Origin of the sequence: Nonomuraea sp. B12E4, assembly GCF_039871825.1 — a bacterium.
In the GTDB taxonomy this organism is placed as follows: domain Bacteria; phylum Actinomycetota; class Actinomycetes; order Streptosporangiales; family Streptosporangiaceae; genus Nonomuraea.
Genome location: NZ_JBDPME010000003.1, coordinates 261,349 through 276,634, shown reverse-complemented (window position 1 = coordinate 276,634; position 15,286 = coordinate 261,349). Strand labels below are relative to the sequence as shown.

The window sequence follows — 15,286 nt, the reverse complement described above, 5'->3', positions numbered from 1 at the left end:
AATTGTGACCCCGGAAGCCATCTGTCAGGAAGAGCCAACCATCGCGCTGACTGTTGGCAAATTTACCCGTACGGAGGGTTCCCGGCCCGTTCTACGGTCAGGTCCAAGGTCGGTTGGGAGGTCCGGTGACCGTCAGTACTCATGCGAGGCGTTCCCGCGTCCGCGTCACGGGCGCGGCCAGCGCGGCGGTACGCCCTGTCCTGGAGTCGTCCCGCCGCCCGGCACGCGTGCTGGCCGTGTTCCCGGCGGGGGTTTACCTGGAGGTCAGGACGGAACTGGAGCCCTCGGTGATCGCCGTCATCACGGGCGAGGCCACCCGGCTGCCGAACTCCGTGCTGCTGGCCACCCCGCTGCCGCACGTCACGGTGGGTGACGAGGCCGCGGTGGGAGACCGGACGGTCGATCTGGGCCCGCTGAGCCTGAGCGTGCGCCGCTGGTGGGATCCCGCCCCGCCGCCGGGCCGGACCGGCCTCGCCCGCCTGGCGCGGGCCGCCGCCGTCCTCGGCGATCCGCCGGGCCGGGGGCTGGCGGGCAACGGCGCCGTGGACATGCTGGCGAGCAGTTGCGCGAAGGGCCGGCTGCTGGGCGTGGTGACGGCGGCCGAGCAACTCGTGGGCCTGGGGCCCGGGCTCACGCCGAGCGGCGACGACGTGCTGGCGGGGCTGCTGGTGACGCTGCGGCACCTGGGCATGGCGGCGGGCGTGGAACGCGCGGTCTGGGTGGCCGACTGGCTGGCGGCGACGGTGACGTACGACGCGCGCACGCGTACGACGCCCCTCTCGGCGACGCTGCTGCACTGCGCGGCCAGGGGCGAGGCCAGTCCCGAGGTGATCGCGGTGTTGCGTGCCATCGTCGGCGGGCAGGCGCTCGAACCGGCGCTGCGCCGCCTGCACCGCCTCGGCCACACCTCGGGCGCGGACCTCGCCCAGGGCGTCGCCATCGGGGTGAGCGCCGTGCTCTCGCTGGGCGAGCCGCGGTGAACCGGGATCTGGTGCTGGTACGGCGAGGGACGTACTACGACTCAGTCACCCTCATGCGGATAAGTCGTGCACTCACCGAGATGCCGGGAGTGTCGGCCGCGATGGTCGCCATGGCCACCGACCTCAACCTCTCCGTCATCAGGGACCTGGGCTTCCCCGCCCCGGAGGCCGGCCCCGGCGACCTCCTCATCGCCCTGCGGGCCGCGGCCCCCGAGTCCGCCGTGGCGGAGGCCGACCGGCTGCTGAGCACGTTCCAGCAGCCGCGCGAGCCGGCCGGCCAGCCCCCGCTGACCACCCGCTCGGCCATCCGCTCCGCCGTGCCGCCCCCTGACCTGGTGCTGGTGTCGGTGCCCGGCGAGCACGCCTTCGCCGAGGCGCAGGACGCCGTCCAGGCCGGGCTCCCGGTCATGATCTTCAGCGACGGCGTCCCCCTGGAGCAGGAGAGGCGGCTGAAGGAGCTGGCCGAGGCCAAGGACGTGCTGGTCATGGGCCCGGACTGCGGCACCGCCGCGATCGGCGGCGTCGGCCTCGGCTTCGCGAACGTCCTGGCCCCCGGCCCCGTCGGCGTCGTCGCGGCCTCGGGCACCGGCGCGCAGCAGGTGACCTGCCTGCTGGACTGGGCGGGCACCGGCGTCAGCCACATACTGGGCGTGGGCGGCCGGGACCTGTCGGCCGAGGTGGGCGGCCTGTCCACGCTGCGGGCCCTGCGCATGCTCGACGACGACCCGGCCACCGAGCTGATCGTGCTCATCTCCAAGCCGCCCGCGCCCGAGGTGGCGCGGGCCGTACAGGAGGTGGGGCTGCGCACACGCATGGTGCGGGCGCTGCTGCGGGAGGGCGCGCCGGACCTGACCGAGGCGACGGAGCAGGCGCTGGGCGCGCTGCGGCGGCCCGTCCCCGAGTGGCCGGCGTGGCCGGCCTGGTCGGGGCGGAGGGCCCGGCACAAGGCGATCAAGGGCATCTACTCCGGCGGGACGCTCAGCACCGAGGCCGCCCTGGTCGCCGGGCAGGGGGACTTCGTCGACTACGGTGACGACGCCTACACCAGGGGGCGGGCGCATCCGATGATCGACCCGACCCTGCGGGTGGAGGCGCTCTCCCGCGCCGACGAGACGGACGTGGTGCTCATGGACGTCGTCCTGGGTCACGGCGCCGATCCCGACCCGGCGGCCTCGCTCGCGCACGCCGTCGCCCGCACCCCCGCCACGGTCGTGATCGCCCTCATCGGCACCGAGGGCGACCCGCAGGACCTGCACCGCCAGGCCGCCGCCTTCCGGGAGGCGGGCGCGGCGGTGTTCACCTCCAACGCCCAGGCCGCCCGGCACGCCAGGAGCCTGCTGTGAACCTGCTCTCCGCCCCGCCCCGCGTCGTCACGGCCGGCGCCGGCCTGCTCGACGAGTCGCTCAAGGCGCAGGCCGTGCCGACGATCCCGGTGTCCTGGCGGCCGCCGCTGCCCGGCACCGCGCGGGCGCTGGTCAAGGTGCTGGCCGACCCGCGCAGGCAGGCCGCCAACGAGCTGGCCGTGCGCCGGCTGATCTCCGCGCGCCCGCACCTGACCCGGGTACGGCGGGCGTCGGAGGTCCTCGACGAGGACACGTTCCTGCACGCGGGCCCGCCCATCGGGTGGGAGCGCGCCTCGGGCCCGATGCGCGGCGCACTGATCGGCGCGATGCTGCTGGAGGGCCGGGCGCGCGACGAGCGCGACGCCGAGCGCGCGCTCGCGGCCGGCGCGGTGGCGCTGCGCCCGTGCCACGAGCACGGGGCCGTCGGCCCGATGGCGGGGGTGGTCAGCCCGTCGATGTGGCTGTTCGAGGTACGCGACGACGAGCACGGCGGCACCGCCTACTGCTCGCTGAACGAGGGCCTGGGCAAGGTCCTCAGATACGGCGCGTACGGTCCCGAGGTGCTGGAACGCCTGCGCTGGATGGACGAGGCGCTCGGTCCGGCCCTGGCGGCCACGCTGGAGCGCACCGGGCCGATCGACCTGCGCTCGCTGATGGCCCAGGCGCTGCAGATGGGCGACGAGCTGCACAACCGCAACCGCGCCGCCACCTCGCTGCTGCTGCGCGAGCTGGCCCCGGCCGTGGTGGAGGCCGCCCCGGACACGGCCGCGCGGGTGCTGCGGTTCATCAACGGCAACGACCACTTCTTCCTGAACGCCGCCATGGCCGCGGCCAAGGTCAGCACCGACGCGGCCCGCGACGTCCCCGGCTCGTCCCTGGTCGTGGCCATGGCCAGGAACGGCACCGACTTCGGCGTGCAGGTGTCGGGCCTGGGCGGGCGCTGGTTCACCGGGCCCGCGGGCGTGCCCGACGGCCTCTACCTCGGCACGTACGGCCCCGAGGACGCCAACCCGGACATCGGTGACTCCACGATCACCGAGACCTCGGGCCTGGGCGGCTTCGCGATGGCGGCGGCCCCGGCCATCGTGCGGTTCGTCGGCGGCGAGGTGGCCGACGCCGTCAGGGCCACCCGCTCGATGTACGAGATCACGCTCGCCGAGCACCCCGCCTTCCAGATCCCCGGACTCGGCTTCCGCGGCACACCGGTCGGCATCGACGTCACGCTCGTGGCCAGGACCGGCCTGCTGCCCGTGGTCAACACCGGCATCGCGGGCCGCGTGGCCGGGACAGGACAAGTCGGTGCGGGTCTGGTGAAACCGCCGACCGAAGCATTCACCGCCGCCTTGCTGGCCCTGGCCGGCGAGGTAAGTGATCCATTTGATGATCGGCTTACCCGCACGTCGGGCCAGCGGTAGGGGGTTCTCCGCTTCCATTACGGATTTGTCGCCGATATCGTGTCGAACCTCTTAATCTGCAAGTAGCGCGCGACGCACGTGACGGATGAGGCGAGATGGGGGCGGAATCATGGCAGCCGACCGCTTGCTCAGCGGACCCGGCCCGGAGGGAGGCCCCGCGGGAGGCCCCGCCGAGAGCCAGGGCCGCCTGATCGGCAGGCGTTATCGCCTCATGTCGCCGGTCGGCAGGGGCGGCATGGGCATGGTGTGGCACGCCCACGACGTCCTGCTCGACCGCGATGTGGCGGTCAAGGAGCTCATCCTGCCCTACGGGCTGGACCACGCCGGCAAGCAGGTGGCGCACCGGCGCATGCTGCGCGAGGCCAGGTCGGCCGCGCGGCTCCAGCACCCCGGCATCGTGACCGTGCACGACGTGGTGGAGGAGGACGGCCGCCCCTGGATCGTGATGGAGCTGGTCCGGGCGTGGTCGCTTGAGCAGGCCGTACGCCAGAGCGGGCCGCTGCCGGTGATCCAGGCGGCCGAGATCGGCATCCGGGTGCTCGACGCGGTCAGGCACGCGCACGCCGCCGGGATCCTGCACCGCGACATCAAGCCGGGCAACGTGCTGCTGACCTCGGACCGGGTGGTGCTGACCGACTTCGGCATCGCGGCCATCGAGGGCGACGTGAACATCACGCAGACCGGGCTGCTCATGGGGTCGCCCGCGTACATACCGCCGGAGCGCCTGTCCGGGCAGCCGATCACGCAGGCGGCCGATCTGTGGTCGTTCGGGGCGACGCTGTACGCGGCGGTGGAGGGGCGGCCGCCGTACGAGGGGCCGGACCCGGTCGCCGTGCTCGGCTCGGTGGTCACCCAGGATCCGATCAGGCCGCAGCGGGCCGGCTCGCTGCTTCCGGTGATCGAGGGCCTGCTGCGCAAGAACCCGGCGGAACGGCTGACCTCGGGCCAGGTCATCGAGATGCTGGAGACGGTGCTGCGCGCGCACGGCTCCGCCCGCCCGCGCCAGCCCGAGACGCTGCCCAGCCAGGCGGATCCGACCCCGGCCGGGCTGCTGCCGCCGCTGGAGACACCGTCGGGGCCGATGCCCTCGCGCATCGTGGAGACGCCCTCGGGTCCGGTGCGGGTGCCGTACGACCCGATCAACAGCCCGTCCGGCGGCTATTCGATGCCGTACGACGGCATGACGAGCCCGTCCGGCAGCCACCGGACCGACCAGTTGCACACGCCGGGCGGCTATGACTCGCTCGGCGGCCCGTCCGGACCGCAGCGACCGGACCCGGGCCGGCAGCCCTTCGGCACCCCGGACACCGACCGGCAACCGTTCGGCCACCCGTCCGGACCACAGCACGTGGACACCGGCCAGCCGTCGTTCGGCCACCCGTCCGGGCCACAGCGTGTGGACGCGGGGCAGTCGCCGTTCGGCGGCCCGGCGCGGCCGCAGAGGTTCGAGCCCGACGAGGACCTGGACGGCTCCGGCCCGCGCCCGCAGCCGATCCTGCCGCTGACCACCGACAGCCGCGCCACCACCAGCGGCCCCACCCCCTGGCCGCTGGCCTCGGCCGACGACCTGCGCGAGCAGTCGCGGGACCTGTCGCACGACATCGGCCGCAGCCGGCTGGCCACGTTACCCAGCGCGGCACAGCGTACCGGCAAGAGCAGGCGCAGGCCGGACGAGCAGGACAGCGGCCCCTGGACGCGCGACGGGCGGCCGACGCCGCTCACGATCATCAGCGCGCTCGTGGCGGTGGCCGTCGTGGTGGGCGCCGTGATGATCATCCTGAGGGGCGGATCGCCGGCCCCGGTGACCCCGGCCACCGCCACGGCGGCCGCTTCGGACGCCCCCACGAACGACCAGGCGGCGCCCTCGGCCGCGCCCGAGGGCTACAAGGAGCACACCCCGCCCGGATTCACCGCCGCCGTGCCGGAGGACTGGACGGTGGCGACGGCGGAAGACGTGGCCACGTTCAGCGGGCCGAAGGATTCCGGCCTGCGGATCGTGGTGGAGCGGGTCACGCCGCAGACCGACGGCGGGCTGTCCGAGCTGGGCCGGCGCGAGGCCGAGGGCGGCATGGAGGCCTACATCCAGGTGCGGCTCCAGGGCCTGGAATATCGCGGCTGGCAGGCCGCCGACTGGGAGTACACCTACACCACCGCCGCCGGCGTCCCCATGCACCGGCTGACCCGCTACGTGACGCTCGACGACATCACCGCGTTCACGATCACCTTCGACCTGCCCGATCTCAAGTGGGACGAGCAGGCGGAGACGCGCAAGGTGTTCCTGGACACGTTCGGGCCGGCCGCGTGACCGGCCCTCAATTGAACTGACCATTCCAAAACCTGCTACGATACGGGAATGGCACGACCGAGGAAGTTCGAGGAGGAGCGCGCGATCGAGGCGGCCATGCGCGCCTTCTGGCGGGCGGGCTACGAGGCCACCTCGACCCAGGACCTGTGCGTGGCCACCGGGCTGGGGCGCAGCAGCGTCTACAACACCTTCGCGAGCAAGCACGACCTGTTCGAGAAGGCGCTGCGGCACTACATGGACGAGCAGTTCCTCATACTCACCGACCTGATGGACGGTGACCTGCCGGTCAGGGAGAAGGTGCGCGCGGTGCTGTGGCGGGCGGTCGATCCCGATCCGGACGACCCGGCCGGCTGCCTGGTGATCAACTCGCTGGTCGAGCTGGCCCCGCGGGACCCGGAGGTCGCCGAGTTGCTCCGGCGCGACAACGAGCGGCGGATGGAGATCATGCGGAGCGCGTTCGAGCTCGGCCGCGCCCGGGGGGAGCTCGCCCCCGACCGGGACCCGCCCACCCTCGCGCACTTCGTCGTCGCCACGGTCAGCGGGCTGCGCGTGGCCGCCCGCGGCGGGGCAGACCGGCCCGCGCTGGAGGCCGTCGCGAACACCGCGCTCGGCGTTTTCTGATCCGCCGATCACCGCTTTTCATGCCCTCATTTTGAACTGATCTATACAAAACACTGTTGAAGGAGTTTCGCCATGCCGTTGGCGGTCTACATCCTGGGCCTGGCCATCTTCGCCCAGGGCACCTCGGAGCTGGTGCCGGCCGGGCTGCTCCCCGAACTGGCCACCGACCTGGGCGTGTCCGTGCCGGACGCGGGCCTGCTGATCTCGGCGTTCGCGATCGGCATGCTGGCGGGCGCCCCGGTGCTGGCCGTCGTCACGCTGCGCTGGCCACGCCGTACGGCGCTGCTGACGTTCCTGGCGGTCTTCGTCCTGGTCCACGCGTTGAGCGCGATGACGACGAGTTACGGCATGTTGTTCGCCGGCCGGGTGGTGGGCGCCTTCGTGTACGCCGGGTTCTGGGCCGTGGCCGGCAGCACCGTGATCGGCCTGGTGCCCGAGAACGCCCGCGGCCGGGCCATGAGCGTGCTGGCGGGCGGCCTGACGGTCGCCACCGTGCTCGGGCTGTCCCTGGGCACCGTCATCGGCCAGCACCTCGGCTGGCGGGCGGCGTTCTGGACGGTGGCCGTGATATCGGCGCTGGCCGCGATCGGCGTGCTCCTCACCGTCCCGGGCGGCAGGCCGGCCACCGAGACCGCGCCGCCCAGCGTGGCCGCCGAGCTGCGTGCCATGCTCAACCCCAGGCTCTGGCTCGCCTACGGCACGACCGCGCTGACCACGGGAGCGCTGCTGGCCTCCTTCAGCTACCTGAGCGCGATGCTGGTCGGCACCACGGGCCTGGCGCCGGCCTGGGTGCCCGCCGTGCTGGCGCTGTACGGGGCGGGCTCGCTGATCGGGATCACCATCGGCGGCCGGATCGCCGACGCGCGGCCCTACCCGCTCCTGTACGCCGGGGTCATCGGCCTCATCCTCACCTCCGTGGCGCTGGCCCTGGCCGCGCCCGTGCCGCCGCTGGCCATCCCGCTGATCTTCCTGCTCGGCGCGTTCGGCTTCGCCACCAACCCCGCGCTCAACACCCGGGTCTTCGCCCTGGCCCAGGGCGCCCCCACGCTGGCCGCGGCGCTGAACGTCTCCTCGTTCAACGTCGGCATCTCCGTCGGCCCCTGGCTGAGCGGGCTGTTCCTCACCGCCGGCCTCGGCTACCCGTCGGTGGCCTGGACCGGCGCCGCGATCGGCCTGGCCGCCCTCGGCACCGTGACCCTGGCCGCGACCCTGGCCCGCAAGGGCTCCGTGGCCCGGGAGCCGGTACGGTCGGCCGTATGAATTTGGCGAGCATCCACTTCTATCCCGTCAAATCCACTACAGGACACGACGTCCCGGAGATCGAGGTCCAGCCGTGGGGGCTGGCCGGCGACCGCCGCTACCTGGTCACCGGCGAGCGCGGCGAGCTCGTCACCGCCCGCGAGGAGCCCGGGCTCCTGGCCTGCGTCGCCGAGCTGGACGACTCCGGCGCGCTCACGCTGACCGGCCCGCACGCCGCCCCGCTGCGGGTCGTCCCCGGCACCACGCGCTCCACGGTCACCCTCGGGCGGACCCCCGTGAAGCTCACCGACTGCGGGGACGACGCCGCCCGGTGGCTGTCCGCGCTGCTGGGGCGCCAGGTCAGGCTCATGTGGCAGGACGACCCGACCTGCCGCCCGGTCAATCCCAAGTACGGCAGGCCGGCCGACCGCGTCAGCCTGGCCGACGGCTACCCGCTGCTGCTCACGACCGGCGCCTCGCTCGCCCGCCTCAACGACTGGATCGCCGAGGCCGCGGTGGAGCGCGGCGAGGAGGTGCCCGCGCCGCTGTCCATGCGCCGGTTCCGGCCGAACGTGGTGATCGACGGGGTCGGCACGCCGTTCGCCGAGGACGCCTGGCGGCGGGTACGCATCGGCGCGGTGGAGTTCCGGGTGTCCAAGGGCTGCGACCGCTGCGTGCTGACCACGATCGACCCCGACACCGGCGCCAAGGGCAAGGAGCCCATCAGGACGCTGTCCGGGCACCGCAGGTGGGACGGGAAGGTCTGGTTCGGCGTCAACCTGATTCCGGACGCGCCCGGCCGCATCGCCCGTGGGGATCTTGTCACCGTTCTCTGAAATATCACTTTTGTGGAGATCTTGTGGGCTATGCGAGACTTCACGCGTGACGAGTGCCCCCACAAAGCCCGCCATCTCCACCTATGACCGGATCAGAATCCAGCGCCGCACCCTCGGCGTCCTGTCCGCGGCGCAGATCGTGGGCGGGGTGGGGATGGCCGTCGGCATCGCCCTCAGCTCGGTCGTCGTGGACGAGCTGTCGGGCTCCACGGTGATCAGCGGCTTCGCGGGCACGGCCACCACACTCGGCGCGGCGCTGCTGGCCCTGCCGACGGCCAGGGCCGCGGGCCGGAGCGGGCGGCGCGCGGGCCTGGCCCTGGCCTACACGGCGGCCCTGTTGGGCTGTGTGATCTCGGTGAGCGCGATCGGCGCGCGCTCGTGGCCGATGCTGCTGGCGGGGCTGGTGCTGGTGGGCGGCGGGAGCGCGGGCAACCTGGCGGCGCGCTACGCCGCGACCGACCTGTCGCCGCGGGGCCGCTCGGCCAGGCACCTGTCGCTCGTCGTCTGGGCCTCGACGATCGGCTCCGTGGCCGGCCCGAACCTGGCCGAGCCCGCCGACCAGATCGGCGTGCGGCTGGGACTGGTGGAGAAGGCGGGCCCGTACGCGTTCTCGGCGCTGGCGTTCGCCCTGGCGCTGGTGGTCATCCTCGGCCTCCTCCGGCCCGACCCGCTCCAGCTCGCCCGCGAGCTCGACGGCACGCGGGGGGCGGGCCCGGCGCGTACCCGGACGATCCGGACCGCGTGGGAGACCCTGCGCACCACGCCGATGGCCTTCAGGGCGCTGGTCATGATCGCGGTCAGCCACACGGCGATGGTGTCGGTCATGTCCATGACCCCGGTCAAGCTGCACCACGACGGCTCGGACCTGGAGGTCATCGGCATCGTGATCAGCCTGCACATCGCGGGCATGTACATGCTGTCGCCGGTCGTGGGCTGGCTGGCCGACCGGGCGGGCAAGGTGCCGGTGCTGGTGCTCGGCATGGCGCTGCTGCTGGGCGCCGCCACGCTGGCGGGCACGGCGGGACACGGGGTCGCGCAGGTGACGGCGGCGCTGGTGCTGCTCGGGCTGGGCTGGTCGTGCGGCCTGGTGGCCGGCTCCGCGCTGGTCACGGAGTCGGTCCCGATCGAGCGCCGCCCCGCCGTCCAGGGGCTGTCCGACCTGCTCATGAACGTCTGCGGCGCCACCGGCACGATCGTCGCCGGCGCCATCGTGAGCGCGTTCTCCTACAGCGCGCTCGGCCTGGGCGTGGGCGTCATGGTGACCCTGGCGGCGCTCTGGCTCGTCCTGCCCCGCCGCCGCGACGCCCGGTGACTCACTTGGCGTCGGCGTAGGACGTGACGGCCACGGCCTCCATCGGGAAGCGCACCGGCGTCCGCCCGAACAGCAGCCTGCTCGCCTCGGCCGCCGCGGCGGACACGGCCGCGATCACCTCCTCCGCCTGCTCCCGCGGGCAGTGCACCATCACCTCGTCGTGCTGGAAGAACACCAGCCGGGCCGGCTCGGGCAACAGCCCGCGCAGCACCGCCAGCAACGCCAGCGCCCACTCCGCGGCCGTGCCCTGCACCACGAAGTTCCTGGTGAAGCGCCCCCGGTCGCGGGCCGCCCGGTTGCCCTCGGGCCCCGCCACCAGCTCCTTCCACCGCGCCGACGGCGGCGGGCTGGTGCGCCCCAGCCAGGAGCGCACCAGCCGGCCCTCCTCGCCCGCCTTGGCCGCGTCCTCGACGAACTGGTAGGCCCTGGGGAAGCGCTGCCGCATCACCGCCAGCAGCTTGGGGGCGTCGCCGCTGGTCCCGCCGTACATGGCGGACAGCATCGCGATCTTGGCGTGGTCCCGCTCGCCACCGAACGAGTGGGCCAGCGCCGAGTAGAGGTCGATCTGCCCGGCCGCCCTGGCCAGCCCCACGTCCCCGGCCATCGCGGCCAGCACCCGCGGCTCCAGCTGCGCGGCGTCGGCGACGACCAGCGTCCATCCGTCGTCGGCGACCACCACCCGCCGCATCACCTTGGGAATCTGCAGCGCCCCGCCTCCGCTGGTGGCCCACCGGCCGGACACGACGCCGCCCACCACGTATTCAGGCCGGAAGCGTCCGCCGCGCACCCACTGGTCGGCCCAGATCCACCCGTGGAAGCTGAACAGCCTGGCCAGCTCCTTGTAGGCCAGCAGCGGCGCCACGGCCGGATGGTCGACCTGCTTGAGCTCTTCCGACCTGGTCGTCCTGAGCCCCACCCCCGCGCCCTTGAACGCCTTGACGAGCTGCTGCACCGAGTCCGGGTTGACCGCGTGCCCGAACGCCGCCGCCACCTCGTCGGCCAGCGCCTGCAGCTTGGCCGGGCGCATGCCGTGCACCGGCCGCGGCCCGAGCAGCTCGGTCAGCAGCGCGTCGTGCACGTCTCCGCGCCAGGGCATGCCCTCGTGCGACATCTCGGCCGCGACGAGCGCCCCGGCCGACTCGGCGGCCACCAGCAGCCGGAACCGCCCGGGCGCGGGCAGCGCCTCGATCCGCCGGAGCTGGTCGGCCAGCACCTCGGCCACCGCCTCGGCGGCCAGCGGCTCGGGCGCGAACAGCGTGTCCTGCGCACTCGGCCGCTCCTCGGGCACCGGCAGCCCGCGCAGCCTGGCGTGGGCGGCCCTGGCGGAGCGCGCCTCGCCGTAGCGGCCCTCGTGGGCCAGCAGCAGCCCCTCGGTGAGCGCGACGTCGTGGCAGCGCGCGACGCGCACGCCGGCGCGCAGCAGGCCGGGATAGACGTCGCGGGTGTCGGCCCACACCCAGCGCGGCCGCTCCGCCTCCATCTCCCGCACGGTCCCGACCAGGTCCGGGGGACGCTGGACCGAACCCCCGACAGGGAGCACCGTCTCCCCCGCCATTACCACGTACACGTGGTCAAGGGTGCCAAATCGCTACGACAAACTGATGCGCACCTCGTCCTCGATCGGCGGTTCGAGCTCCTGCGCCAGGCAGCCGGTGGCGGCGAAGCAGCGCAGCGTCAGCTCCTCGGGCGTGACGGAGACGTGCAGGAACTGCTTGAAGAACGGCGGGGTGTCCCAGTCGGACAGCTCGGACAGGAAGCGGTGGAACACCTTGTCCACCGGCAGCCTGAACGGCCACGGCCAGGCCCCGAGCAGCCGCGCGGCCCAGCGCATCCTGCCGGTGATCCGCACGGGCACGGCCGGGGTCCTGACCGGCTCGTTCTCGACGTGCTCCGACGTGACGCACGCGGCCTCGGAGGGCGTGAGGTAGATCCACCTCATCCGCAGCCTGCGGGCGTAGAGCTGGCTGTAGAAGGACAGCGAGTCACCGCGCAGCGGGTAGCACCTGAAGTCGTCCTCGTGCACGCCCGCCACGTCGACCCTGCCGATGGTGTGCGTCGCGTGCATGAACGCCCCGGCGCCGCCGGACACGACGTACTGGATCACCCGATCGCCCACCTGGACCGGGTAGCGCTGGTAGTTGTGCACGTCGCCGCCGATGGCCGCCACGTAGCGGTGCTCGGGGTCGCGCACGATGTCGTCGATCGTCCCGCCCCCCTCCAGCGGCGACGGCTTGTACGCGTTGCCGGTGTAGATGGGCTTGCCCGTCAGGAGCACCTTCGGCCGCGGGTCGCGCGAGACGCGCCGCAGCCACTCCGCCTGCCCGCGGTCGATCACGTTCCTGATGCCGGTGTCGACCCCGACGAGCAGCAGGTGGTCACTCTCGATCACCCAGTACGGCCCCGGCTGCGCCGCCTGCTGGGACGGCCTGGACCTCAGCTCGCGCGCCTCGGCCAGCCGCGCCTCGTCGATCGTCTCCGGCTTGCGCCAGAGCAGCCCGCGCAGCCCTCGGTCCGGTTTCGGCTTGAGCGGAGGGGCGTCGCAGAAGACCCGCATGAAGCCGCCGAGCCCGTCGTACCAGTCGTGGTTGCCGGGGATGGCGTAGATGGGGGCGTCATAGTCCTTGTACGGGCGGAAGAACTTGTCCCCGTACTCGTTGCCCGACCCGGTGGGGTAGATCACGTCGCTGGCGATGACGGCGAATGACGTCCCCTCGCCCACCTTCAGCATGCCCGGAACAACGGCGTACTGGGAGGCGTCGCCCTCGCCGGTATCGCCGAGCAGCAGAAAACTGAAATTCCCCGCGAGGGAGGGCTGGATGCGAAATTCCGGATCAATCCCGCTCTCTTCCTGCGCCTTCACCCACCGCACCCGAACCTGTCCCGAGGGATCGCCGAACAGCCCGGCCAAGATCTCGTTGCGTGAGCGCCAGAGCGTTCGCAAATTCAGCCAGGAAAAACCCCGGCTATTAGGTCTGAGCTGGGCGAATGACCCCGTCTGCGTACAAGCCCACCCCGCGCCCTCCTCCGACACCCGGGACGAAATCCGCTTTCCACGCTCAGCCGCCGCTTCCACCATGACCACATCTTTACCGTGATCTTCCATTTGCGCACCCTGAACGCTGCGTACTGTGCGGAACACCGAAGGTTCGCAATGGTGTACCCTCATCCCCCCAAGCAAGCGGTTGGGATTGCGAGGGGAGGCTCCCATGACGCGTAACGGCCCGGATGATGCCATCGGCGGCATTTCCGAGGCGCGGGCCATCGAGGGCCTGCTCGCTTTCGCGCAGCGCGGTCCCCGCTGGGGAGGACGGGCGCTCAAAACCGTGAACATGGCCATCGAGCGGAGCCGGGCGCTGTCCGAGGAGTTCCCCGGCGCCCACACGGAGCTGCTGACGCGCTCGCTGCTCGCCGCGGCCCGGCTCCACCTCAAGCGCGGCCGCGCCACGGAGGCGCTGCCCCTGGCGGAGGAGGCGGTGGAGATCAGCCGGGCGGCCGGCGGCGGCCCGCTGGTGGTCTCGCTGAACTGGCTGGCCACCATCCTGGAGGCGCTCCATCGCTACAGCGAGGCCGCCGCCACCATCGCGGAGGCCGACGAGATCAAGCCGCCCGACTGAGCCGCCCGACTGAGCCGGCCCTGCCGACCCGGCCCGCTGAGGGACTCGCCGCCCGGCTAAGGGATCAGGACGCCGGGGTTGAGGATTCCGGCCGGGTCGAGCCTGGCCTTGACCGCCGCCAGCACGCTCACCCCGGCGGGTCCCAGCTCGGCCCCGTAGGCCGTCCGGTGGTCACGCCCGACCCCGTGGTGGTGGCTGACCGTGCCGCCGGCCGCGACGATGGCCGCGTTCACCGCCGCCTTGGCCCGCTCCCACTGGGCGACGGGGTCCGCCTCCTGCGGGGTCACGACGGTGAAGTAGAGCGAGGCGCCGGTCTCGTACACGTGCGAGATGTGGCACATGACCAGCGGCGCGCCGAGCGCGCCGAGCAGCGCCAGCCGGACCGCGTCGTAGAGCCGCGGCAGGTTCGACCAGAACCCGGCCGTCTCCAGCGTCTCCACGGTGGCGCCGGCCGCCAGCAGCGAGTCCCGCAGGTACGGCGCCGAGAAGCGGCCGCGCTCCCACTCCTGCCCCGGCTCCGGCCCCAGGCACTCGCCGCCCAGCCGCGACAGCGCCTCCGAGACGGCGGCCCGCTGACCGGCGACCGAGTCCCCCTCGTAGCCCGCGATCATCAGGCACCCGGAGTCCCCCGAGCCGATCGCCTCCGGCTTGGCCAGGCCGGCCATCGTCTCGGTCTCGTCGGAGAGCCGCAGCACGGCCGGCAGCGGCCCCTCCTGGGCCAGGGCCCGCATGGCGGCCGACCCCGCCGCGAACGACGCGAAACGCCACCCCTCGTAACGACGCTCGGCGGGCGCCCGCCGCACCCGCAGCCGCAGGGACGTGATGACGCCGAAGGCGCCCTCCGAGCCGAGCACGAGCTGCCGCAGGTCGGGGCCGGCCGCCGACTTCGGGGCGCGGCCGAGGTCCAGGGTGCCCACCGGGGTGGCCAGGGTCAGGCCCACGACCATGTCGTCGAAGCGCCCGTATCCGGCCGAGGCCTGGCCGCTGGAGCGGGCCGCGGCGAAGCCGCCGAGGGTGGCGTACTCGAAGGACTGCGGGAAGTGGCCCAGCGTCAGCCCGCGCCGGGCGAGCAGCCGCTCGGCCTCGGGAGCCCGCACCCCCGGCTCGAACTCGGCCACCATCGACTCGGCGTCCACCGACCGCAGCCGGTCCAGCCGCGCCAGGTCCAGCGCGACCACCCCGGCGAAGCCCGCGCGGGCGGCCGCGAGCCCGCCCACCACCGAGGTGCCGCCGCCGAAGGGCACGACCGCGACCCGCGCCTCCGAGCACACCCGCAACAGCTCGGCGACCTCGTCGTGCGAGCCGGGCAGCACCACCGCGTCGGGGGCGTCCGAGCCGTCTCCCGCGCGCATCCGCAGCAGGTCGAGAGTGGACTTGCCGCGCGTGTGACGCACCCGGGCCTCGTGACCGGTCAGCACGTGCCCCGGGCCGGCGACCGCCGCCAGCGCGTCGAGCACCGGCCCGTCCAGGGCGACGGCCGGCAGGCGCACCGCCTCCAGGGGGACGGCGGGCGCGTCGGGCGCCCGCACGCCGAGGAGGTCGCGCAGCAGCGCGCGGATCCGCTCGGGCAGCTCGCGGGCCTGTGCGGGGTCGCCCCATCCGGACCACGACATCGGTTCTC

12 protein-coding genes are annotated in these 15,286 nt (G+C 73.4%); 9 read left to right on the top strand and 3 right to left on the bottom strand.

Annotated features, from left to right (window positions below; translation table 11 throughout):
- Positions 1–125: 125 nt before the first annotated feature.
- From ABGB18_RS10055 to ABGB18_RS10020, 8 genes are all read left to right on the top strand, one after another.
- Positions 126–980 (top strand): DUF2877 domain-containing protein, encoded by an 855-nt coding sequence (locus ABGB18_RS10055; RefSeq protein ID WP_347695130.1) that lies wholly within the window; start codon positions 126–128, stop codon positions 978–980.
- On the top strand, positions 977–2,323 hold the full coding sequence (locus ABGB18_RS10050) for an FdrA family protein (RefSeq protein WP_347695129.1): 1,347 nt from the start codon (positions 977–979) through the stop codon (positions 2,321–2,323). Before ABGB18_RS10055 ends, ABGB18_RS10050 begins: the two co-directional genes overlap by 4 nt.
- Positions 2,320–3,738 carry a DUF1116 domain-containing protein gene (locus tag ABGB18_RS10045; RefSeq protein ID WP_347695128.1) on the top strand — a complete coding sequence of 473 codons (1,419 nt, stop codon included), beginning with the start codon at positions 2,320–2,322 and terminating at the stop codon, positions 3,736–3,738. The genes ABGB18_RS10050 and ABGB18_RS10045 overlap by 4 nt, the downstream gene beginning before the upstream one ends.
- A gap of 109 nt (positions 3,739–3,847) precedes the next feature.
- Positions 3,848–6,043: a protein kinase gene (locus tag ABGB18_RS10040; RefSeq protein WP_347695127.1), complete on the top strand. Its 2,196-nt coding sequence runs from the start codon at positions 3,848–3,850 to the stop codon at positions 6,041–6,043.
- A 48-nt stretch (positions 6,044–6,091) separates the two neighbouring features.
- Entirely contained in the window at positions 6,092–6,664 is a 573-nt protein-coding gene (locus ABGB18_RS10035) for a TetR/AcrR family transcriptional regulator (RefSeq protein WP_347695126.1), read from the top strand.
- Positions 6,665–6,736: 72 nt separating this feature from the next.
- Positions 6,737–7,924: a Cmx/CmrA family chloramphenicol efflux MFS transporter gene (locus ABGB18_RS10030; RefSeq protein ID WP_347695125.1), complete on the top strand. Its 1,188-nt coding sequence runs from the start codon at positions 6,737–6,739 to the stop codon at positions 7,922–7,924.
- Positions 7,921–8,739, top strand: a complete 819-nt coding sequence (locus ABGB18_RS10025) for an MOSC N-terminal beta barrel domain-containing protein (protein ID WP_347695124.1) — start codon at positions 7,921–7,923, stop codon at positions 8,737–8,739. Before ABGB18_RS10030 ends, ABGB18_RS10025 begins: the two co-directional genes overlap by 4 nt.
- 46 nt (positions 8,740–8,785) lie before the next feature.
- Entirely contained in the window at positions 8,786–10,051 is a 1,266-nt protein-coding gene (locus ABGB18_RS10020; RefSeq protein ID WP_347695123.1) for an MFS transporter, read from the top strand.
- Position 10,052: 1 nt separating this feature from the next.
- On the opposite strand, the gene ABGB18_RS10015 is transcribed toward ABGB18_RS10020, so the two are convergent.
- Complete coding sequence (locus ABGB18_RS10015; RefSeq protein WP_347695325.1) at positions 10,053–11,606, bottom strand: bifunctional 3'-5' exonuclease/DNA polymerase; 1,554 nt, start codon at positions 11,604–11,606, stop codon at positions 10,053–10,055.
- Between the two features lie 33 nt (positions 11,607–11,639).
- Positions 11,640–12,992 carry a metallophosphoesterase gene (locus tag ABGB18_RS10010; protein WP_347695122.1) on the bottom strand — a complete coding sequence of 451 codons (1,353 nt, stop codon included), beginning with the start codon at positions 12,990–12,992 and terminating at the stop codon, positions 11,640–11,642.
- Positions 12,993–13,257: 265 nt separating this feature from the next.
- Here ABGB18_RS10010 and ABGB18_RS10005 point away from each other — a divergent pair, with 265 nt between their 5' ends.
- Complete coding sequence (locus ABGB18_RS10005; protein WP_347695121.1) at positions 13,258–13,665, top strand: tetratricopeptide repeat protein; 408 nt, start codon at positions 13,258–13,260, stop codon at positions 13,663–13,665.
- A 56-nt stretch (positions 13,666–13,721) separates the two neighbouring features.
- On the opposite strand, the gene ABGB18_RS10000 is transcribed toward ABGB18_RS10005, so the two are convergent.
- The gene (locus ABGB18_RS10000) at positions 13,722–15,278 is read right to left on the bottom strand and encodes an FAD-binding oxidoreductase (RefSeq protein WP_347695324.1); all 1,557 of its coding nucleotides are present in this window, start codon (positions 15,276–15,278) and stop codon (positions 13,722–13,724) included.
- Between the last annotated feature and the right edge of the window lie 8 nt (positions 15,279–15,286).